Genomic DNA, 20,642 nt, shown 5'->3' on the forward strand with positions numbered 1-20,642 from the left:
GATTATTTCGACTCCTTTTCTTTGTAGACGTCATACTGCTCTTTAAGGTTGCTTGGCATTTCGTCATACATAATATCCATAAGCTGAGTTACGGTTTGTTTTTCTGTGTTATCTGCTTCTTTGATTGCTTTTTTAACATCTTCTTTCGCCTGTTCCATTACTTCATTTTCCTTTTCTTCACTCCAGAGACCTTTCTCTTCGAGATATGAACGGAAACGAACAAGCGGATCTTTTTTCTCCCAGTCGGAATCTTCATCGGAAGTTCTATAGCGCGTCGGATCATCGCCTGCCATAGTGTGTGGTCCATAACGGTAGCAAAGCATCTCGATTACTGTAGGACCTTCTCCTGCAACCGCACGATCACGCGCATCTTTTGTTACTTTGTAGACTGCGAGTGGATCCATACCATCTACGAGTACGCTTGGTACGCCAGATGCGATCCCTTTTTGTGCCAGTGTCTTTGCTGCTGTTTGTAGTTCACGAGGTGTAGAGATGGCATAATTGTTATTTTGGATAACAAAGATTGCTGGTGCTTTGTAGGCACTTGCAAAGTTGATACCTTCGTAGAAGTCACCTTGGGAAGTACCACCGTCACCTGTATACGTAATGGCAACAGCATCTTTACCGCGCTTTTTAAGACCGAGAGCGACACCGGCTGTCTGAACATACTGCGCACCGATGATAATTTGCGGGCTCAATGCGTTAACGCCTTCAGGGAATTGGTTCCCTTTGAAGTGGCCTCTTGAGAACAGGAATGCCTGAGTCAATGGCAGACCATGCCAAATAAGTTGTGGCACGTCACGATAACCTGGGAGGATATAATCATCGCCATCAAGTGCGTATTGGCTGGCAAGCTGAGAAGCCTCCTGTCCAGCTGTTGGTGCATAGAAACCAAGGCGTCCTTGACGGTTAAGTGAGATGGAACGCTGATCGAGCACGCGTGTCCATACCATACGTCTCATTAGTTCTACAAGCTCATCATCAGACAAGTCCGGCAGAGCATCTTCATTAACTACTTTGCCTTCCTGGTCCAAAATCTGAAACATTTCAAATTTGCTTTCGATCTCTTCGAGCATTTTGACGGGATCGAAGCTTTTTTTCTTCGGTGCCATAAACAGTTCACCATACCTTTCAGTTTTCGTATTAATACAAATAATTTTATCACATGCTGTTATAATAGTAAAACAAACACAACTATAACAGCGGATCGAAAATAGCTTTAGATCAACGTTTACTGTACTAAAACAGCAATATCTGTTATATAATAGAGCGCTTCCAATATCTAACCTTCGATGCGTGTTTCGATTTCTCTCTTAATTTCATTAACATTCTCGGTCTGGTCGCTGAAAGTTTGCGCATCTTCTTGCACCTGCTGGTACTCTTCGTTTAAATTATTCAAACGTTCATCTACTTCGTCTTGGGAGATGTCTTCCTCTCCAAGATACTCGAATATGTCGTTTTCACTATTTAGAACCGTCTTGTAACTACCGATCATCTCACCATGTGCGCTATATCTCTCTTCCATCGCACTTACAAGGGATTGTGCTTGCTCTTGGCTGGTTTCATTGGAAATTTCACTGATATACTGCTCTGCTGCTTCCATGCGGCTTCTGCTTTCTGCCATGATTGACACTTCTTCATCGAGTTGTGACATTCTTTCATCTGTATTATCGACAAGTTCTGCACTAATCTCTGACAACTCTTCTCTCGTAGCTGTTTCAAGAGAGGCTTGCAACTCTGCTTTTTCAGCCTCCAATTCTTCAAACTCTGCTGTTGCATCCCCAATACCCTTTTCCACCTGGACGGTCTCTTGAAACGCATTATAAAAATCTCTAAGTTCATCCTCACTTGAGGAACACCCTGCCAGCGCTACTGAGAAAATCAGCAGGCTGCCAAATAGCTTCTTCATAAGTAATACCTCCGATTATTGGTTTGCCTGTGGAAAAGTGTTTGTGCTTTCCACCTGCTCCTGGGTATTATAGTATAATAAAAATGATATAGATGAAACTGGAGGGTTTATTTTGCTTACAATGAAAGACATAATACGCGATCCAGATCCATTCCTCAGGATCAGGACAGCGGAAGTAAAAGAAGTAGATGAGGAAACAATCCTGCAACTCAAAGAAATGCGCGAATACCTGGTCAACTCGCAGAATGAAGAGACGGCCGAGAAATATGGATTACGTCCCGGTGTCGGGCTAGCAGCGCCTCAAGTTGGAATCGACAAACGTATGATTGCTGTATATATCGAAGGTGAAGAAGGCGAGGTACTCCATGACTACATGCTCATCAATCCGAAAGTCAAAAGCCACTCCGTTACAGAGACATATCTCCCGAGTGGCGAGGGTTGCCTAAGTGTTGATGAGGAGCGACCGGGCCTTGTCCATCGTCACAGCAGAATCAAGGTTACTGCCATCGATATTTACGGCAAACCTGTTGAAGTAAAAGCTAAAGGCATGCTTGCCGTGGTAATCCAGCACGAACTGGATCATCTAGACGGAATCATGTTCTATGATAGAATCGATCAAGACATGCCGATGGAACCAAAAGTTGGAGCGAAACCTGTAGAATAAAAGAAAGAGCGGACCCCTTTGGATCTGCTCTTTCTTTTTATGCTCGGACATCTCAAATGAAGGCGTCGCGCCTTTCCCTATAAGGAATACAATGTTCTCCAAGCTTCTGCTTTAATGCCTCGAAAGTATGGCGATCGAATATTTCCGGATCACGGTCATGCCGCTTCCTATGTACATCGCCACCATTATCATGGTCATCATAAATATAGCTCATGACAACCATATCAGAATGAATATTGAACTCTAACATAACCATACTACGATCCTGACGCTCACGCTCAAGCAGTACAGCTTCCAATATGCGCCTATCTTTCATCTGCATCCCTCCATTAAAGGCCATTATAAAGTCTTTGCATGTCCTTCGTCTATAATGTAAAATAAATATAAGCTGATAAAGGGATGTGGTCTTGAATGCTCAAACGTTTGAGGAAGAAGCTGAAACAGAGGCTTGGACGCATTCTCGGTAGGAAAGGGTTACTCAATAACGAGTATATGAAGAAGGACTGACCCTCCTTCTTTTCCGTGTTGCTTCTTACAGCACACATTTCATAACAACACAATAAATTGGATACAACCAGCAAAAAGGAGAATATACAAATGGCAGTTTTTAAAGTTTTTTTCCAGGAAACCCTGGATAACCGCATAATTCGTGAGGATACACTCACACGCTACTATGAAGCGGGGTCCGAATCGGAAGTCCGTAAGATGCTTGATGATGATCCGTACAATATTGAGTTCGTACAAGAACTGAGTCCCTCACACCTTGAGTACGAAAAAGCAAACAACGAAGATTTCAAGGTCGAGAACGCCTAATGACACTTGAAAAAGGAGAAGTAGGCGTCTTTGCCCTTGGGGGACTTGGAGAGATTGGCAAGAACACCTATTGTATCGAATATAAAGATGAAATCATCATGATCGACGCAGGTATAAAGTTTCCAGATGATGAGCAACTTGGCATTGACTATGTCATCCCGGACTACACATACCTGAAAGAAAATAAAGAGCGTATCAGTGCGCTCATCGTCACGCACGGGCACGAGGATCATATCGGCGGCATTCCATTTCTACTTAAAGAAATCAATGTACCGATCTACTCCGGCCCACTCGCGCTCGGTCTGATCCGCAACAAACTTGAGGAACACCACCTCTTACGCACAACGGAGCTCAATCCGGTGCAGGAAGATACAGTGCTCAAGTTTAAACATATGTCCATCGAGTTCTATCTAACGACTCACTCCATTCCGGAAGCGTACGGCGTTATTGTCCGTACACCGGAAGGGACTATCGTTCACACAGGTGACTTTAAATTTGATTTTACTCCTGTAGGTGAACCTGCAAATATCGCAAAAATGGCGCGTCTTGGTGAAGAAGGCGTACTGTGTCTACTGTCTGATTCCACTAATGCGACGGTACCGAACTTTACCATTAGTGAGAAGGAAGTTGGTCAGAATGTAGAGGATATCTTCAGAAAATGTACTGGACGAATCATTTTTGCAACGTTTGCTTCCAATATATATCGTGTCCAGCAGGCCATCGATGCTGCGATCAAACTTGATCGCAGGATATGCATCTTCGGTCGTAGCATGGAAAATAACATCAAGATCGGCCTCGAACTTGGTTATATCAAAGCGCCGCCTGAGACCTTCATCGAACCAAGAATGATTAATAGCATCGAGAAACATAAGGTCATGATGCTTTGTACAGGTTCACAAGGTGAACCGATGGCTGCTCTATCAAGAATTGCCAACGGTACCCACCGCCAGATCAGCATCATCCCTGATGACACAGTCGTCTTCAGTTCTTCACCGATTCCTGGTAATACTCTCAGCATCAATCGTACAATCAACGCATTGTACAAGGCCGGTGCAGATGTTATCCACGGTAAGTTGTCGAACATACACACTTCTGGCCATGGATCCCAAGAAGAACAGAAACTTATGCTCAGATTGATGCGTCCAAAGTATTTCATGCCGATACACGGCGAATACAGGATGCTCCATCTTCATAAAGAACTAGCAGTGAATACGGGCATGGATCCTGAAAATATCTTCCTGATGGAAATTGGCGATGTTCTAGCACTCAAAAAAGATAATGCACGACACAGTCACCGTGTACCTGCAGGAACGGTATTTGTAGACGGTATCGGCATAGGAGATATCGGCAATATCGTTTTGCGAGATAGGAAAGACCTATCAGAGGAAGGACTTGCTATTGTTGTCGTTTCCATCGACTTCAATACAAAGACTTTACTGAGTGGTCCGGATATCATTTCACGTGGTTTCGTATACATGCGTGAATCCTATGGACTTATCCGTAGCGCAGAGAAGAAAATCAAAGGTGATGTCATTAATCTTCTTAACAGCAAAGAAAATGTAGAATGGTACCATGTGAAACAGCTCATCATCGAAGAGCTAAGCAATCACTTGTACCGCAAGACACACAGAAAACCGATGATCCTCCCAACAATAATGAGGGTAAATAGCGAAAGCCAACAAGAACAAGAATAAAGAACTAAAAAACCAGGCCAATGGCCTGGTTTTTTAGTTCTTTATTAATGATTTCTCAAAACGTGTCAAATCATCATCACTGCCGATAACAATTAGAATATCATCCTCTTTTATATTAACTGTTGGATCTGGACTGACGATGATGTCGTTGCCTCGCTTGATGGCAATGACACTGACACCATACTCTGCACGTATATCAAGGTCTAGAAGGGAATTATTGGCCAGTTTTTCTTGAGCCATAATCTCAACAATCGAATGTTCATCCGACAATTCGAGATAGTCGAGCACTGAACTTGAAGCCAGTTTATGTGCAATACGACGACCCATATCTCGCTCAGGATGAATCACATAGTCCGCACCAATCTTCTCAAGAACCCTCGCGTGATAGTCATTCTGAGCTTTGACACTGACCTGCTTGACACCGAGGTCCTTGAGTAGCAGCGTTGTTAGTATACTGGACTGGATATTGTCACCAATTGCTACAATGACGTTATCAAAGTTACCGAGTCCTAAATCCTTCAAAACCGTTTCCTCAGTCGTATCGCCAATGACGGCCTGGGTTGCGATATCTACATATTCGTTGACACGATTTTCATCTAAATCAACTGCCAGTACATCCATTTCGAGTTCTATAAGCTCTTTAACAATACTGCCACCAAACCTGCCAAGCCCGATTACTGCATAATCCTTATTCATATAATCACCAGTCCATCTTCAATGTTAGTACTTATTACTGCTCTTCCCTTTTACATATTCCTTGTCGAATAGGAATAGCCTCATCAGAAGGACAAGACTAGGAATCAATAATAGTAAACCTAAAATGAACACAATTGTCAAACTGAAAGCCATGTTCTCATTTACAACAGCAGTATTGACTTCAATATACGGATATAGAATATATGGAAGTTTGCTGATGCCATAGCCGAAGAAGGCGAAGGCAAACTGCAACATGATCATGATAAATGCAAGACCAAAGAAACGCTTACGCCAAATCAGAAATACAGCCACTCCCATGCTCAAAAGACTCAAGCCAAACATGTACCAGTAATCTTGGGCACGTTGGAAGTGTTCAAAATTATGTTCCCTAAGACCTAGGAAAACAAACTGCGTGATGACCAGCATCGGTAACGTCCAGATCAAGAACCATTTACGTACTAGTTCAAGTGCCTGATTATCCTCTGCACGAGCGGCGTAGAATGTCAGGAAGCCACTAGATACGTAGAGAACTGTAATGATTGCTAGAAAGACAACCGACCAGCCATAAGTGCTAAAGAGAAGCGCTTCAAGCTGAAGTTGGATGCCGCTTTCTCCATCGACAATATAGCCACCTTCTGAGATGACAAGAGCAATGGATAATGCAGCTGGTATCAATAGTCCGGTTACTCCGTAGAGGAATGTCCAAGAAATCTTCGGAACCTTATTGTACGAGTTAAACGCGTAGTATGCACCTCGAATGGCAAGCAGAATAAGAGCAATGCTTGCTGGAATGAGCAGCGCGGTCCCGTAATAGTAAGCTGTATCGGGATAAAATCCGATAATGCCAACAAAGAAGAAAACAAAGAAGACATTTGTCACTTCCCAAACAGGATTCAAATAACGTTGTATAATCGGACTAATTATATTATCGTCACCGCTAATCTTTGAATAGAAATTGAAGAAACCGGCACCGAAATCAATCGATGCCACAATAATATATCCATAAAGGAATGTCCACAACACGGTGATTCCAATTAGCTCATAGTTCACGGTAGTAGACCTCCTCTATCTCTATCCTTCTCTCCATAGATTTCAACATGATCCGAATGTACACTCTTGTTTTGGAACATTTTAAGCAGCACATATATACATGTTGCTCCGAGTACAATATACAGTAGGACGAATGCGACCAAAGTGACACCAAGTCCCTCTGCGTTCGTCACAGCTTCAGATACGCGCATATATCCTCTTAATATCCATGGCTGACGGCCCATCTCTGCTAAGAACCAGCCAGATTCAATGGCAGCCATTGAGAGCGGACCTGTTAATATATAGACATAGAGAAGTGCAGGATGATGTTCGTCGAATCTAGTGAACTTCGCTATATGGTATATGACCGCCACACTTAGACCGAACATACCGAAAAACACCATTGTATCAAAGAAGTAGTGTATTATCAGCGGCGGCTGTTCATCTTCAGGTATATCATTCAATCCAGTAACTTCGGTATCAAAAGAGTTACCCGCAAGGAAACTAAGTGCACTTGGTACTCTTAGTGCATAGCTCACTTCTTGGGTTTCTTCATCGAGGATACCAAAGAGTATTAGATCAGCGTTATCCTCGGTTTCAAAGTGCCACTCCATTGCAGCCAATTTTTCAGGTTGGTTTTCGTGGAGGAACTTTGCAGAAAGGTCACCAGCGAGAGCACTCATTGCAGCCGCAATAAAGCCAATCACCATCATGACTCTGAGAGCCTTCTTATGATACTCACGATCCTCTTTATACTTCGCACGAAGCAGCTTGTATGCAGCAATTGACGCAATAATGAAAGCTGCTGTCGTATACGCTGTTACGACTACGTGAAATATCCTAACGTAACTGGATGGATTAAACATCGCTGCCAACGGATCAACGTTCACGAAGACATCTTCTACGAGATCAAAACCTGCTGGTGTGTTCATAAAGGAGTTAACAGTAGTGATAAATACAGCAGATAGCGTAGAACCCACCACAATTGGGATGTTTAAAAGCCAGTGGTGCCAAGGGTTTTTGAATCGATCCCACGTATATAGAAAGATTCCAAGGAATATTGCTTCAAAGAAAAATGCGAATGTTTCCATGAATAGTGGCAGAGCTATGATCTGTCCTCCGAATCTCATGAAATCCGGCCATACAAGAGAGAGTTGTAGACCGATTATTGTACCGGTTACAACACCTACTGCTACGGTTACCGTATAGCCTTTAGCTATCCTGCGCGCCATAGTCAAGTACCTTTCATCTTTCTTACGCAGACCTAGAAACTCTAAGATCATAAAGACGAGTGGCATACCGACACCTATTGTTGCAAAGATAATATGAAATCCAAGAGTCGATGCAGTGAGCAACCGACCAATGATCACATCATCCATTCAATCACCTCTTCTAAATGAATTCTGCCCCACAAAAACTTTTATTTGCGGAGCCTACATCCATCTGTATTTTTGATAATTTGTGAAATAATTATCATATCGTTCTATCATTCTAACCTATTTTGCCCTAAATTACAAAGAATTAAACCGGCTATTTATGCTCTTTTACTTTGAGGTGAAAGACAAGACCGATGAGGATCATGATAAGCAAACTCGTAATTGCCAAGCGGGAAGCGATCACACCATAATTGGCAAGAGCTAGGGTGATTGAACCATAAATAAAGGGTCCGACAATAGCACTCATCTTGGCACTAAAGGCAAACAGTCCAAAGAACTGGCCTTCTTTTCCTTCAGGAGCCAATTCTATAATCATCGTTCTGCTGACTACCCAAGTAGAGCCCATTGCGATTCCAAAAAGTGCAGCGGCAATCCAGAATGTCCACATTGGTAGGGGTAGCGCCGCAATCGCAACAGCCACTGCCAAGAGCAGTGCCACAAAAGTAAATGTCTTCTTGGAACCGACATTCCTATTTATAAAGCTGAATATTATGGCCCCGATGATGCTAAATAGCGTTGCTACCATAAAGACAACCAGAAAAATCCCGGGTTCAAAGCCGACGACTGTTGTCGCATAAGGCTGCATCATGGCGATTGCTGTTGCTAGTGCATCATTGATGAAGAAATATGCAATCATAAAATAGAAAATGGAAGCATGTAACCGTGCTTCTAAGAATGTTTGGTAGATATCTTTATAACCTTTCAGAAAATGCTGTTTAGGCTTTGTTTCTTGAGGTTTGTCCTTATTTATGAAGAAAAGCGGCAGTGAGAAGAGAAGGAAAAAAATACCCGATAACCAGAAAGTATGATGGACGGCTCGATCTCCAATTAATAGTAGTACTGAAAATATGCCAAAAAGTGTGCCCATATATCCAAGTGCCACGCCATACCCAGAAATCAGTGGGATTTCTCTTTTATTACCGAGTCCAGAAAGCATTGCATCGTAAAAAACATTACTGGAATTGTATGCAAACTTTGCAAAAACAAACAAAAGCACTGCTAACACAAATCCGTTCGGTAGACCAAACCACTGGGCATTATCCATGCCGCCAAATATGCCCATACCAATAGCTGCAGTGACACACAGTAATGTAAAGATGACGACATACTTCTTTCGCTTGCCGGTCCGATCCATTGTCACACCATAAAGTGGCGCAAAAGCGACGAGCAAAATAGCAGCCATTGCATTGGCATACGCAATAATTGTCGAAGCAATCTGTTCAAGTCTTGGATTTGTCCCTACAGTTTCTGTAATATATTGTGGAAAAAACAATGTAACGATATTGGCACTAAAAATAGTGTTCGCAAAATCGTAGAGTCCAAAAGCAAGAATTGGCACGGTGAGGTAAAGTTCAATCGGTCTGCGTGTAGTCTGATTCATCGATAATTCCTCTCTGCTCTTTTTACAGTCATTATAACAAGAAAAACACGTATGGTGGTGTACCATACGTGTTCAAAATTATGCTCTTTGGGTATATTCCTCTACAAGTGCGAGGACTTCTTCAGTGCTACTACACTCAACGGCAGCCTGCGCTAGACGTTCCGTATCGGTCTTTTTAAGTCCAGATATCTGTCTGCGTGCCTTTAAGATAGAAGACGCACTCATGGAGAATTCATCGAGGCCAAGACCAACAAGCAACGGTACTGCTTGCTCATCTCCAGCCATTTCTCCACACATGCCAGCCCATTTACCCTCTTTATGCGCTGCATCTATAACCATTTTGATGAGTCTGAGCAATGCTGGGTGGTGTGGCTGATAGAGATAGCTAACAGATTCGTTCATGCGGTCTGCAGCCATTGTATACTGGATTAGATCATTTGTGCCGATTGAGAAGAAGTCAACGACTTTCGCAAACTGGTCTGCAATGATCGCAGCCGAAGGAATTTCAATCATGATACCAACTTCAATATCTTCCTTGACCTTCTCGCCTTCATCAACAAGATTGTCTTTCTCTTCAATGAGCATTGCTTTCGCACGATTGAATTCGTCGATTGTCGCAATCATTGGGAACATGATCTTCAGATTGCCATGTTGTCCTGCACGAAGCAAGGCACGTAGTTGTGTTCTGAAAAGCTCCTCATTATCCAAAGCCATACGGATTGCGCGATAGCCGAGGAAAGGATTCATTTCTTTAGGAAGATCGAGATAAGGTAGTTCCTTATCGCCACCGATATCGATTGTGCGTACGACAACCGGTTTTTCACCCATGTCCTTTAGAACTTTTTTGTAGGCCTCGTACTGCTCATCCTCTGTAGGTAGTTCGTTTCTACCCATGTAAAGGAATTCTGTACGATAAAGTCCGATGCCTTCTGCACCGTTCGACTTAACGCCATCGAGATCGTCCGGTGTACCAATGTTGGCAGCAAGCTCGACAGCTGTACCATCCATTGTTTTGCTCGGTTCATCCACAAGCTTCTGAAGTTCTGCTTTTTCTTCCTGAACTTTCGCTTCTTTATCCTTATAGACGAGAACTTCCTCTTCTGTAGGATTAACGATAACTTCGCCCGCGCTACCGTCGACGATGATATGATCGCCAACGTTTGCCAGCGCCGTAATCTCCTTCGTACCAACAACTGCCGGTATTTCAAGAGAGCGCGACATGATTGCTGAGTGTGAAGTACGTCCACCAACGTTCGTTACAAAGCCTTTGACAAAATTTTTATCAAGCTGTGCTGTATCTGAAGGTGTCAGATCTTCTGCCACTATGACAACCGGTGTATCAATCTTACTCGGGTCAGGCAGTTCTTTACCAAGCATGTGTGCAAGTACACGCTTTGAAACATCCTTGATATCTGCTGCGCGTTCTTTCATATACTCGTTGTCCATATTTTCAAAAATGGCAACGAATTGGTCTCTCGTTTCCAGAAGTGCCTGAGGCGCACTCTTCTGGTCATTGCGGATGTGGGACTCAATCGGGCCCAAGAACTCTGGATCATCAAGCACAAGTAGATGTGCATCGAAGATAGCAGCATGCTCAGGACCTACGGATTCCTCCGCGTGATTTCTGATTTTCGTGATTTCCACTTTGGATTGGTTGAAAGCAGCCTTGAAACGCTCAACTTCAGCCTCTTCCTGACCGGCGTCGATAGTTTTATTGTCAAAAGACAAATCCGGCTCTTCCAGAGAATAGACGGGTGCAATCGCTACACCGTCACTCGCACCAATCCCCTTTAGAATATTCGACATTAGTCAGTCAATCCCTCTTTGGAAAGTGTTTCAGTAATCGCTTCGATAGCCTCAGTTTCATCTTTGCCTTCAGCGTAGACTGTTACTTCAGAGTCCTTGCCTACACCAAGGGACATAACACCCATGATAGACTTCAGGTTTACTTTCTTGCTGTTGTATTCCAACTGGATATCAGCGTCGTATTTTGATGCTGTCTGTACGAGTATAGTTGCTGGTCTTGCGTGAATTCCTGTTTCGTCTGTAATGAGATAAGATTTTTGTTCCATTGCGTTGGTCTCCTTTAGAATGCGTTATAAGATTACATGATAGCACACATGTTTAGCAACATTATACCACGTATGCCAATGATATTCTAATATACCACCACTAAACCTAGCGTAAACTTTTTCACCATCTGATCCCTCTCGGATACATTTTACTCTGCGATATGGAGGGATCGAAAAAATATCCCCTTTTAGATGAAGATACTTTCCTAAGAGGGGACTACTCGATTATACAGTTTGGTTTCTGGCTGCTTTTGCACATTTGTCTACATAATCGTGACCGAGCTTCTTCATCAACATGTAGCTGACGCCTGCTCCGAGTGCGTTGGTGGCCAGTGGTACGGCACCAAATCTAGCCAGCTTGGAGTTTTTTGCAGCTCGTTTGAATAGAACTTTCGAAGCATTGCGCCCGACAAATTCACTGGCCATGCTCGTCCCCATTACGAGGACTCTGTTCATTAGATCATCAGAGAGTTCATTTACTTGCTTGTGATCAAGCTCGAAAATCTCCTCAGCCTCATTCTTAATGTCCTTCATGAGCTTTACGTCTGTACCAATATCGAGTAATGGAATCGGAAGTATCGCAGCAACTGAGGAGTAGAGTGCCTTCTTGTTGACCATTTCCCTTGCTTCTTGTTCTTTGATTTGTATCTCATTTTCAGTGAGTGGTTGACTACCCATTGTCAAAACCCCTTTATATTTTAATTTGAGTATTGTCGTTTGAGTATACCCTCTCTGCTTCTATAGTAATCAAGACCCCTAGCTGTGAATCTGGAGAGTGACTACTTTGAGATACTTACCATTCTTATAGCCCTTGACTGTTGGGAAGTCTTTTGGCAATCCTTTAACATCGATGAGCGTATAGGCCTGGCCCGTTTCAGCCAACGTACGATCAATCTGCTTCTTAAACTGGGTTAGTGTCATACTCTCTAAATTTTGACTTAATATTAGGTACCCGTTCGGCTTTAGTACTTTCAGCGCTTCCTTAATAAGCTTCGGAAAATCGCGTTCCACTTTGAATACCTTCTTACCAGAACGGGCAAAGCTTGGCGGATCCATCAATATGGCATCAAAATGATGCTTTTTTCTCGCTACATAGCTGAGATATTCAAAAGCTTCCATTATATATATGTTCTGTCCATCCATTGATAGATTGCCGACATTGAAGTTCTCCGTGATGAGATCACGGCTGCGTTTCGCTAAATCCACACTTGTCGTCATCATCCCGCCCACATTAGCAGCAACAGAAAATGTGCCGCTATACGCAAACATGTTTAAAAATGACTTAGCGTTGTAAGCGTTTTGGACGAGTGCTTTTCTCGTTTCTCGTTGATCAAGGAACAGCCTCGTCATAGGTCCTTCATCGAGATGGACACTGTACTTAACCCCTGATTCCAGTACTGTAATCGGAAACTCTACGCTACCAGTAATTCTGCGATTCTTCACTTCAAGTTTACCCTGGTCGCTAAAGCGTGTCTGTTCTGTAATCGAGTTCGGATTGAGCTCAACCATCAATGTTTTGATAATGAGATCGCGAATCTTGTAGATTCCACGGGAATAGAACGTGATGAGCAAATGATCGTCATAATTATCGACGGTAAACCCACCGATGCCATCACCAATTTCATTGAATAGACGAAAAGCCGTCGTATCTTCTTGGTTATAAAGCGGCGTACGCTTCTCGATAGCGTTTTTAATCCGTTTTTCGATGAACTTGTCGTCGATCGGCTCATGCGGATCATGAGTCAGTATCCAGCCACGTGTCTTTTGCTCGAAGCTCAACATGGCGATGCCGATCAGTTTACCGAATGGATCCTCAACTTTAACAATTTCCCCATCCTTTAAAAATGTATCATCGCTCAAATCATCTCTATCGACATTCAGCTGACCATTGACGTATGGTCGTTCATGGCCTTTTTTTAGTTGTATTGTATTCATTGGAAAGTCTCCCTCTCTATCATGAAACTATGGAACAGGCTTGCTGCCAGACTACTTGTACGATTATCGACATCAAGGGCAGGTGCCACTTCGCTAATGTCGAAGCTTGTCAGGTTCTCAAGTTTGGCAAGTTGTGCTACCATATCATGAATTTCGCATGCCGTATAGCCGTTTTGTGCAGGCGCACTCGTTCCAGGTGCGACACTTTGCTGAACGGAATCCATGCATAGTGTAGCGAATACAGCATCATACCCCTTTAGTTTTTCAAGTGTTTCGGCATAGATATTTGTGTTCCGCACTGCGTTCATCAATGCATAATTTACATTAAAGTACTCTGCCCTTTTAAATAGGCTTTCTGTATTTCCTGAGGGCTGAATACCCAAAACATAATAGTCGACATCCTGGTCTTGCGACAGTATCTGATGGAACATTGTTCCTGAAGAAGGCCGCTCGTTTCTGAGATCGAAATGGGCATCAAAATTGATGACGGCAAGCTTTTTTTTAGGAAATGTCTGTCTCACTCCAAGATAGTGTCCATACAATGTTTCGTGGCCGCCACCGATAATAAGCGGAAATTGGTTGTTTGCAAGTACTTCTGCCACACTTTTGCCAAGTGCAGTCTGCGATGTCTCAAGATCTTCATCCCCTATGATGCTCCCGTAGTCGAATACGGGCGTCTTGTAGGGCATCGACGCGAGTTTTTGCCGGACGACAACAGGGCCATCGAAAGCACCCGGACGTCCTTGGTTCCGCTTCACACCTTCTTCTGATCTGAATCCGATGAATACTGGAGCGCCAGCATCGGTTTTACTATGCCAGCGACGGATGATCTGGTGTAGCCGTTCATTAACATCAGGATTATCAATCCTGCCCGTATATTCGTGATGTTCTATTTTATTCATTTTCGTCTCCCCTTGTCGAATTCTTTAAATATGCTGATGATCAGAAGTGGTGTCGTTAGCAGGACGAGAAGGATATTGAACGGCAATATGAACAGCGACAGTTCAACATCTCTAAATACTGTGACGTACAGACTGACCGTAACTTTGAGCCATAGGGCGGTGATGAAGATCATCTGTCTGTGATAATACCTATTTTGTGTCATGTTGAAGAAAGTAGTAAATAGATATGCCACCGCAAGTGCCAGAGACAAAAAGAGATTGACCCACTCGTATATATACTGCATATCCGACAGATTGAAATAGCCTTCTGTAAAGACGCCTTGACGGTTGTTGAATTCAATTAAAATGAAAATCAATACCAGTGTACCGACCAACAATTCGATATAGTTTGGCTTAAGCCATGTTGGGAATTCGATTTCCATGAACTGCTTCACCTTCTGCAGAAGTCCATTTCGTACATTGTAGAGCTGCCTTGAAAAACGGAGGTACTGGTCGGGATGCAGTCTGCGTCGTTTGGACTGTCTGGAGAGTGTCGCTGCATCGCCCTTCTTCGGTTTTTTCAAGAGGTTTTTTGATTTAGAAAGAAACACACCTACCCATAATGCCATTAGTGAAAGTATCCAGATAATCGCAAAGAACATATCAATTGATAGTACATCTGTTGGCGACAATGTTTTTTCGATATTGGAATATACAGCGTTCTGCGTAAAGAAGTAAGCGATGCCGTAAAAGAATAAAATGACCATGTAGTGCTCTTTACGATGCCTCGGATCTAGATGTTCATTAAATACGCTGTAAAGCATATGGACAATAAACGCGAGCATGAAGAACAATGCAAACCAACTGTACACCTGGAACATCAATAATGTTGTCACCAGAAAAAGCACAAAAGAAAGACTAATAAAAAAGAACGAAAGACTGGTATCATATTCGGTCGTCCGTCTTATGAGCCGTGCAATCCAGAACATACCGGCACCGAATAGGATAAGCAGGAGACCGGCAATGATTGGGAACTCACCGATGACGATACCGAGGATATTAATGACCTCTACAAAGAACGCATTGAACAGATCGAAAAATGTCTCAACCCTAGCAACCTCGAGCGCCTCTCCTCTGATCCCCCCCGTATTGAACAGGATAAATAATCCCAATATGACAAAAAACACTCCAAGAAGAATGCTTATAATTATTTCACTTTGTTGTTTCAACCATTTCATTTTCAATTCACCTCAATATTCCCTCTTATTATAGAGGATTTGATAAATGAATGCACCGAATCCTCTGTAAAGGGAATTAATATCCCTTTTTTTGTTTAATGATCCACGATGCGGGTATCTCTCTACTAACAGATAAGAAATAATATTATATGGTATCAAAATAGTACTACAGGAGTGGTTAGAAATGAATTTCGACAATAAAGAACAAGAAGAAAAAACTAACGATCAGACCGCACCTACAAAAGAAAATCCATCAGAAGGCATGGATACAGAAGCAGATAGAGATTCTGAAAATAGTAGTGGAGATAAGAAGTCAGATATTGAAGATGCTGCTAAGGAAGCGCGCTCCAAAGAAAATCCGGCAGATGACATGGATACGGAAGCTGATCGCAAAGTCGACCGTGGCAAAGATTTGGAACGAGACGAATCCGGTTCGAAGAAAACTGAAGAAGAAGTTCAAGATTCTTTTGAATAATGTACAACTAAAAAGCTCTGGCGGAAATTTTTCCGTCAGAGCTTTTTTCATTCTACTGTTTATTAATTGCATGCTGACCGATGTCACCGCGGTGAAATAATACTTTTTCATCAAATTCCACTTGTTCGACATGTGCATATGCTGAATCAATTGCTGCTTCCATCGTCTGTCCTTCCCCGGTGACAAGCAGCACCCTTCCCCCGCTCGTGACCCATTCATCGCCATCTCGCTTAAGACCGCTGACAAAGCTTTTTTCACGCACAGCATCAAAATCAACAGGGTTCCCTTTAGTATAATCACCTGGGTATCCTGAGCTAGCGAGCATGACACCCACTTTGAATCCTTGAGAGAAAGTCAGTGTAAATGGCGCTTTCCTATCTACATCCTCCAGCACATCGACGAGATCATCCTCCATAAGCGAAAGAAGAACCTGGGCTTCCGGATCACCGAACCGCGCATTGAATTCGATAGTTTTGACCCCATTGTCAGTTACGATGGCACCCAAATACAGCACTCCAAAGTAATCAAGGCCTTCCTCGACCATCGCTTTGGCCATTGGCTCAATGATACGTTCCACGGCTTCTTGCCTGATACTTTCAGGGATATGTACTACTGGTGCATAGGCCCCCATTCCACCGGTGTTCGGTCCTTCATCGTTGTCGAATGCGCGTTTATGATCTTGCGCTACAATTTCAAATGCATGTGTATAGCTACCGTTAACAAGCACCATTAGAGAGAACTCTTCTCCCTCAAGGAATTCTTCAATGACAATTGGGTTATCTGCATCCTGCATCAGTTCATCAAGCCCACTGAGCGCCTCGTCCATATCAGTCGCTACAATGACCCCTTTACCGGCAGCCAATCCATCCTTTTTGAGAACAATCGGCGCACCGACCGATTCTATGTAGGCATAGGCAGCATCGTAATCTGTAAATGTCTGGTATGCAGCTGTCGGTATATCATACTTTTCCATGATATTTTTGGTGAAAGCTTTTGATGATTCAATTTTGGCTTCTTCTTTTCTCGGACCGAATACTTTGATGTTTCGTGCCTCTAAGTAGTCCGCAATACCTTCACTAAGTGGCGCTTCCGGTCCGACAACTACCCATTCCACCTGATTGTTGGTACATATTTCTGCAATTGCCTCAAAGTCAGTTTCTGAAATGCTGGATATAACTTCTGCAACATCACACATGGCGTCATTTCCGGGAATCGCATAGACCGTTTCTACACGGTCCGACGCCGAAAATTTCCTGACTAGGGCATGTTCCCTGCCCCCGCCACCAATCACTGCAACATTCATCCTTACTGCTCCCTTCATTTTAAAAAATAAATGGCCGGATCTCTCCGGCCCATCCTTTTAGTGCTTGAAGTGTCTCATGCCTGTAAAGACCATAGACATCCCATGTTGATTACAGAAGTCGATAGACTCCTGATCGCGTTTTGAGCCACCTGGTTGGATGACTGCACGGATGCCATTTGCATGCGCAAGTTCAACACTATCGGGCATCGGGAAGAAGCCGTCACTGGCCATAACAACATTATCGCCGAGTTCAAGTGCACGATCGATAGCAATTTTAAGGGCACCGACTCGGTTCATCTGCCCTGCGCCGATCCCTACCGTCTGCTTTTCATTTGCCAGCACAATCGCGTTACTCTTCACATGTTTTGATACTTCCCATGCCAACGCCATCGCGGCCATCTGATCGCGTGATGGTTTGTTTTCCGTCACCACTTTTATGTCCGTTTCGTCAAGTGCACCCGTATCTTGTGTTTGGACAAGGTAGCCACCGGAGACACTGACGAATTCTTCTGCATGGGAATCTTCATGATAGTCTGCTTCTAGCAGACGAATATTCTTCTTCTGCGTCAAAATCTCGAGTGCTGCTTCGTCGTATGACGGTGCAATGATTACTTCAAGGAAAATGGTATGTAGTTCTTCAGCCGTCTCGCGATCGACTGTTTTGTTCAACGCAACGATGCCACCAAAGATGGATTGGCTATCCGCTTCATGTGCATTCTTGAAGGCTTCAGAGATGGTTTCCCCCGTACCCACACCACACGGATTCATATGCTTTACTGCTACTGCGACTGGCATCGTGAATTTCTTAGCCAACTGGAAAGCGGCGTCTGCATCACGGATATTGTTGTAGGATAGTGCTTTGCCATGCAGCACATCTGCATTCAATATTGTATTGCGATCCTCAGTCGTCCGGACGAGCCGAGCTGCCTGATGTGGATTTTCACCGTAACGCAGCGTTTCTTCAGCCTGGCTGAAATGGTTGACGATTGCCTGATCATAGTCGTTAGTATGACGGAACACTTTAACCATGAGTGAACGCCGATACGTCTCGTCCAGCGTATTTGATTCGATGCGCTGAATGATTTCGCCGTAGTCTTCAGGGGAGACGATAGTTGTTACATGCTTAAAGTTTTTGGCAGCTGCACGCAACATGGTTGGTCCACCAATGTCAATATTCTCTACCGCTTCCGATTCAGAAACATCTTCCTTCGCAACCGTTTCTTTGAATGGATACAGATTAACCGCTACAAGATCAATGGGAGAGATACCTTGTGTATCCAGAGCCAGCATATGTGCCTTGTTGTCCCGGTCAGCCAAAATACCCCCATGGACTGCTGGATGTAGCGTCTTCACACGCCCATCCAATATTTCTTCAAACCCCGTCAGATCACTGACATTTTTGACCTCTACGCCAAAGGATTCGATGACTTTCAACGTGCCACCTGTTGAATAGATTTCAAAGTCATTGCGTACAAGACCCCGGACAAACGGTTCCAATCCTCTTTTATCGGAAACGCTAATGAGTGCTTTCTTCATCATCTCTCTCCTTCAAAACTTTTTTGACTGCTTTAGGGTAGAGTGCATACTCCACACCATGAATTTTATCCTCAAGTACTTCAAGCGTATCTCCTGGTTCAATCATCACCGGCACTTGCGCAATAATTTCACCAGTATCGATGCCGGCATCGACATAATGGATGGTAACACCTGTCACCTTCACCCCATATTCATAAGCGTCCCTGATACCATCACGGCCTTTGAAGCTCGGCAAGAGTGAGGGATGCAGATTGATGATGCGGTGGTTGTAGCGCTCGATAAAGTCTGGCGATAGGATGCGCATGAATCCCGCCAGTAACACGTAGGAGACACTGTAGGCTTCGAGTGTATCAAGAATCGCCGTTTCATGCGATGCTTTCGAGTCGAAATCACTGCGGCTATGTACGTGGTGCGGAATTCCCAGCTTCTGTGCCCGCGTAATGGCAAAAGCATCATGCTTGTCCGAGATCAGTACCACAATCTCCATGCCGATATCAGAAGCATGATGCGCCAGATTCTCAAAATTGGTGCCGCCGCCTGAGGCGAGTACGGCGACTCTAGTAGCCATGGATTTTCAGACCGCTTCCTTCGGTAACTGTACCGATGAGTTCAGGGGACTCCCCGGCTGACTTTAAAATTTCCATCGTCTCAGAAACGTCTGCTTCATCGACGCACAGTATGAATCCAACACCCATGTTAAAGACATTGTAAGCCTCTTTCATATCCATTTCACCGAGTGATGTCAGCCATTCGATAACTTTAGGGATCTTAATATCTGATACATCAATGTCGATACCGACACCTTCCGGGAAGGCGCGTGGAATATTTTCAATGAATCCGCCACCTGTAATATGGCTCATCGCCTTAACGTCGATGCGTCTAATGACTTCAAGGACACTTTTTACATAGATACGTGTCGGTGCCATCAACAAGTCGATGATCGGTGTGCCATCCAGCTCTTCATTGACATCGATGGAATACTGATCGAGCCACTTTCTAACAAGGCTGTAGCCATTGGAATGGATACCACTTGATGGTAAACCGATAATACAGTCACCCGGTTTGGCATACGAACCATCGATGTACTTGGTCTTCTCCACCGCGCCGACACTAAAGCCTGCAATATCATATTCACCCTGACCATACATATCGCCCATCTCGGCAGTTTCTCCACCAATTAGTGCACAACCTGCCGCTTCACAGCCGGCCGCGACACCTTCGACGATGTCTGCGATATGCTTAGGGACCACTTTATTGACTGCGATATAATCCAGGAAATAAAGCGGTTCTGCGCCAGTCGTCAGAATATCGTTGACGCACATCGCAACAGCATCAATCCCGATGGTCGTATGACGGTCGTGATCAATAGCCAGTTTCAGTTTCGTCCCCACGCCATCTGTACCGGAAACAAGCACCGGCGCCTTCATATTCAGCTTGGATAGATCGAAAGCAGCGCCGAAACCACCGAGTCCGCCGATGACTTCCTTGCGCATAGTCCGTTTGACATGTGTTCTGATCTGATTAACTGCCTGGTATCCGGCTTCTATATCCACACCGGCATCTCTATATTGTTCTGACAT

General features: G+C 43.9%; 21 protein-coding genes. 4 read left to right on the top strand and 17 right to left on the bottom strand.

The window, feature by feature from the left end:
• Nucleotides 1–2: 2 nt before the first annotated feature.
• Together pdhA and ACFOJ8_RS08510 are read right to left on the bottom strand one after the other, a co-directional pair.
• On the bottom strand, nucleotides 3–1,112 hold the full coding sequence (gene pdhA / locus ACFOJ8_RS08505) for a pyruvate dehydrogenase (acetyl-transferring) E1 component subunit alpha (protein ID WP_380655228.1): 1,110 nt from the start codon (nucleotides 1,110–1,112) through the stop codon (nucleotides 3–5).
• A gap of 170 nt (nucleotides 1,113–1,282) precedes the next feature.
• Nucleotides 1,283–1,909: a YkyA family protein gene (locus ACFOJ8_RS08510; RefSeq protein WP_380655230.1), complete on the bottom strand. Its 627-nt coding sequence runs from the start codon at nucleotides 1,907–1,909 to the stop codon at nucleotides 1,283–1,285.
• A 112-nt stretch (nucleotides 1,910–2,021) separates the two neighbouring features.
• On the opposite strand from ACFOJ8_RS08510, the gene def reads away from it, so the two are divergent.
• The gene (gene def / locus ACFOJ8_RS08515) at nucleotides 2,022–2,573 is read left to right on the top strand and encodes a peptide deformylase (protein WP_380655233.1); all 552 of its coding nucleotides are present in this window, start codon (nucleotides 2,022–2,024) and stop codon (nucleotides 2,571–2,573) included.
• 52 nt (nucleotides 2,574–2,625) lie between these two features.
• Here def and ACFOJ8_RS08520 read toward each other — a convergent pair whose 3' ends face one another.
• Nucleotides 2,626–2,889 carry a hypothetical protein gene (locus ACFOJ8_RS08520; protein WP_380655236.1) on the bottom strand — a complete coding sequence of 88 codons (264 nt, stop codon included), beginning with the start codon at nucleotides 2,887–2,889 and terminating at the stop codon, nucleotides 2,626–2,628.
• 281 nt (nucleotides 2,890–3,170) lie between these two features.
• On the opposite strand from ACFOJ8_RS08520, the gene ACFOJ8_RS08525 reads away from it, so the two are divergent.
• Both ACFOJ8_RS08525 and rnjA read left to right on the top strand, forming a co-directional pair.
• The gene (locus tag ACFOJ8_RS08525) at nucleotides 3,171–3,386 is read left to right on the top strand and encodes a DNA-dependent RNA polymerase subunit epsilon (protein WP_380655238.1); all 216 of its coding nucleotides are present in this window, start codon (nucleotides 3,171–3,173) and stop codon (nucleotides 3,384–3,386) included.
• A complete protein-coding gene (rnjA, locus tag ACFOJ8_RS08530; RefSeq protein ID WP_380655240.1) occupies nucleotides 3,386–5,080 on the top strand; it encodes a ribonuclease J1 in 1,695 nt (564 codons plus the stop codon). Before ACFOJ8_RS08525 ends, rnjA begins: the two co-directional genes overlap by 1 nt.
• A 33-nt stretch (nucleotides 5,081–5,113) precedes the next feature.
• Here the strand turns inward: rnjA and ACFOJ8_RS08535 are convergent, their stop codons facing one another.
• From ACFOJ8_RS08535 to auxA, 10 genes are all read right to left on the bottom strand, one after another.
• Nucleotides 5,114–5,776, bottom strand: coding sequence for a potassium channel family protein (locus ACFOJ8_RS08535; protein WP_380655244.1), 663 nt, complete (start codon nucleotides 5,774–5,776; stop codon nucleotides 5,114–5,116).
• A 24-nt stretch (nucleotides 5,777–5,800) separates the two neighbouring features.
• On the bottom strand, nucleotides 5,801–6,826 hold the full coding sequence (locus tag ACFOJ8_RS08540; protein WP_380655247.1) for a cytochrome d ubiquinol oxidase subunit II: 1,026 nt from the start codon (nucleotides 6,824–6,826) through the stop codon (nucleotides 5,801–5,803).
• The gene (locus tag ACFOJ8_RS08545; protein WP_380655250.1) at nucleotides 6,823–8,184 is read right to left on the bottom strand and encodes a cytochrome ubiquinol oxidase subunit I; all 1,362 of its coding nucleotides are present in this window, start codon (nucleotides 8,182–8,184) and stop codon (nucleotides 6,823–6,825) included. Before ACFOJ8_RS08545 ends, ACFOJ8_RS08540 begins: the two co-directional genes overlap by 4 nt.
• 151 nt (nucleotides 8,185–8,335) lie before the next feature.
• A complete protein-coding gene (locus ACFOJ8_RS08550; protein WP_380655253.1) occupies nucleotides 8,336–9,622 on the bottom strand; it encodes an MFS transporter in 1,287 nt (428 codons plus the stop codon).
• Between the two features lie 78 nt (nucleotides 9,623–9,700).
• Entirely contained in the window at nucleotides 9,701–11,428 is a 1,728-nt protein-coding gene (gene ptsP / locus ACFOJ8_RS08555; protein ID WP_380655255.1) for a phosphoenolpyruvate--protein phosphotransferase, read from the bottom strand.
• Nucleotides 11,428–11,694 carry a phosphocarrier protein HPr gene (locus tag ACFOJ8_RS08560; protein WP_145284977.1) on the bottom strand — a complete coding sequence of 89 codons (267 nt, stop codon included), beginning with the start codon at nucleotides 11,692–11,694 and terminating at the stop codon, nucleotides 11,428–11,430. Before ACFOJ8_RS08560 ends, ptsP begins: the two co-directional genes overlap by 1 nt.
• Before the next feature lie 225 nt (nucleotides 11,695–11,919).
• Nucleotides 11,920–12,372, bottom strand: a complete 453-nt coding sequence (locus ACFOJ8_RS08565; RefSeq protein ID WP_380655258.1) for a hypothetical protein — start codon at nucleotides 12,370–12,372, stop codon at nucleotides 11,920–11,922.
• Between the two features lie 78 nt (nucleotides 12,373–12,450).
• The gene (locus ACFOJ8_RS08570; RefSeq protein WP_380655261.1) at nucleotides 12,451–13,629 is read right to left on the bottom strand and encodes a class I SAM-dependent rRNA methyltransferase; all 1,179 of its coding nucleotides are present in this window, start codon (nucleotides 13,627–13,629) and stop codon (nucleotides 12,451–12,453) included.
• Entirely contained in the window at nucleotides 13,626–14,531 is a 906-nt protein-coding gene (gene hutG, locus ACFOJ8_RS08575; RefSeq protein ID WP_380655264.1) for a formimidoylglutamase, read from the bottom strand. The genes ACFOJ8_RS08570 and hutG overlap by 4 nt, the downstream gene beginning before the upstream one ends.
• Nucleotides 14,528–15,748 carry a lipoteichoic acid stability factor AuxA gene (auxA, locus tag ACFOJ8_RS08580; RefSeq protein ID WP_380655267.1) on the bottom strand — a complete coding sequence of 407 codons (1,221 nt, stop codon included), beginning with the start codon at nucleotides 15,746–15,748 and terminating at the stop codon, nucleotides 14,528–14,530. The genes hutG and auxA overlap by 4 nt, the downstream gene beginning before the upstream one ends.
• Nucleotides 15,749–15,932: 184 nt before the next feature.
• On the opposite strand from auxA, the gene ACFOJ8_RS08585 reads away from it, so the two are divergent.
• Nucleotides 15,933–16,223 carry a hypothetical protein gene (locus ACFOJ8_RS08585; protein ID WP_380655270.1) on the top strand — a complete coding sequence of 97 codons (291 nt, stop codon included), beginning with the start codon at nucleotides 15,933–15,935 and terminating at the stop codon, nucleotides 16,221–16,223.
• 52 nt (nucleotides 16,224–16,275) lie between these two features.
• Here ACFOJ8_RS08585 and purD read toward each other — a convergent pair whose 3' ends face one another.
• The 4 genes from purD to purM are packed head-to-tail and all read right to left on the bottom strand — an operon-like array spanning nucleotide 16,276 to nucleotide 20,642.
• Nucleotides 16,276–17,526: a phosphoribosylamine--glycine ligase gene (gene purD / locus ACFOJ8_RS08590; protein WP_380655273.1), complete on the bottom strand. Its 1,251-nt coding sequence runs from the start codon at nucleotides 17,524–17,526 to the stop codon at nucleotides 16,276–16,278.
• 57 nt (nucleotides 17,527–17,583) lie between these two features.
• Nucleotides 17,584–19,062, bottom strand: coding sequence for a bifunctional phosphoribosylaminoimidazolecarboxamide formyltransferase/IMP cyclohydrolase (gene purH / locus ACFOJ8_RS08595; protein WP_380655276.1), 1,479 nt, complete (start codon nucleotides 19,060–19,062; stop codon nucleotides 17,584–17,586).
• Nucleotides 19,043–19,630, bottom strand: a complete 588-nt coding sequence (gene purN, locus ACFOJ8_RS08600; RefSeq protein WP_380655279.1) for a phosphoribosylglycinamide formyltransferase — start codon at nucleotides 19,628–19,630, stop codon at nucleotides 19,043–19,045. Before purN ends, purH begins: the two co-directional genes overlap by 20 nt.
• Nucleotides 19,620–20,642: a phosphoribosylformylglycinamidine cyclo-ligase gene (gene purM / locus ACFOJ8_RS08605; RefSeq protein WP_380655282.1), complete on the bottom strand. Its 1,023-nt coding sequence runs from the start codon at nucleotides 20,640–20,642 to the stop codon at nucleotides 19,620–19,622. The genes purN and purM overlap by 11 nt, the downstream gene beginning before the upstream one ends.

The sequence above is a fragment of the Salinicoccus sesuvii genome (genome assembly GCF_042648145.1).
GTDB lineage: Bacteria > Bacillota > Bacilli > Staphylococcales > Salinicoccaceae > Salinicoccus > Salinicoccus sesuvii.

Coding starts and splice junctions, on each gene's coding strand:
- purH (WP_380655276.1), bottom strand. CDS start 19,062: ATGAAGAAAGCACTCATTAGCGTTTCCGATAAAAGAGGATTGGAACCG.
- ACFOJ8_RS08565 (WP_380655258.1), bottom strand. CDS start 12,372: ATGGGTAGTCAACCACTCACTGAAAATGAGATACAAATCAAAGAACAA.
- ACFOJ8_RS08545 (WP_380655250.1), bottom strand. CDS start 8,184: ATGGATGATGTGATCATTGGTCGGTTGCTCACTGCATCGACTCTTGGA.
- pdhA (WP_380655228.1), bottom strand. CDS start 1,112: ATGGCACCGAAGAAAAAAAGCTTCGATCCCGTCAAAATGCTCGAAGAG.
- ACFOJ8_RS08585 (WP_380655270.1), top strand. CDS start 15,933: ATGAATTTCGACAATAAAGAACAAGAAGAAAAAACTAACGATCAGACC.
- purN (WP_380655279.1), bottom strand. CDS start 19,630: ATGGCTACTAGAGTCGCCGTACTCGCCTCAGGCGGCGGCACCAATTTT.
- ACFOJ8_RS08570 (WP_380655261.1), bottom strand. CDS start 13,629: ATGAATACAATACAACTAAAAAAAGGCCATGAACGACCATACGTCAAT.
- ptsP (WP_380655255.1), bottom strand. CDS start 11,428: ATGTCGAATATTCTAAAGGGGATTGGTGCGAGTGACGGTGTAGCGATT.
- purM (WP_380655282.1), bottom strand. CDS start 20,642: ATGTCAGAACAATATAGAGATGCCGGTGTGGATATAGAAGCCGGATAC.
- ACFOJ8_RS08550 (WP_380655253.1), bottom strand. CDS start 9,622: ATGAATCAGACTACACGCAGACCGATTGAACTTTACCTCACCGTGCCA.
- hutG (WP_380655264.1), bottom strand. CDS start 14,531: ATGAATAAAATAGAACATCACGAATATACGGGCAGGATTGATAATCCT.
- purD (WP_380655273.1), bottom strand. CDS start 17,526: ATGAATGTTGCAGTGATTGGTGGCGGGGGCAGGGAACATGCCCTAGTC.
- rnjA (WP_380655240.1), top strand. CDS start 3,386: ATGACACTTGAAAAAGGAGAAGTAGGCGTCTTTGCCCTTGGGGGACTT.
- auxA (WP_380655267.1), bottom strand. CDS start 15,748: ATGAAATGGTTGAAACAACAAAGTGAAATAATTATAAGCATTCTTCTT.
- ACFOJ8_RS08525 (WP_380655238.1), top strand. CDS start 3,171: ATGGCAGTTTTTAAAGTTTTTTTCCAGGAAACCCTGGATAACCGCATA.
- ACFOJ8_RS08535 (WP_380655244.1), bottom strand. CDS start 5,776: ATGAATAAGGATTATGCAGTAATCGGGCTTGGCAGGTTTGGTGGCAGT.
- ACFOJ8_RS08560 (WP_145284977.1), bottom strand. CDS start 11,694: ATGGAACAAAAATCTTATCTCATTACAGACGAAACAGGAATTCACGCA.
- ACFOJ8_RS08510 (WP_380655230.1), bottom strand. CDS start 1,909: ATGAAGAAGCTATTTGGCAGCCTGCTGATTTTCTCAGTAGCGCTGGCA.
- ACFOJ8_RS08520 (WP_380655236.1), bottom strand. CDS start 2,889: ATGAAAGATAGGCGCATATTGGAAGCTGTACTGCTTGAGCGTGAGCGT.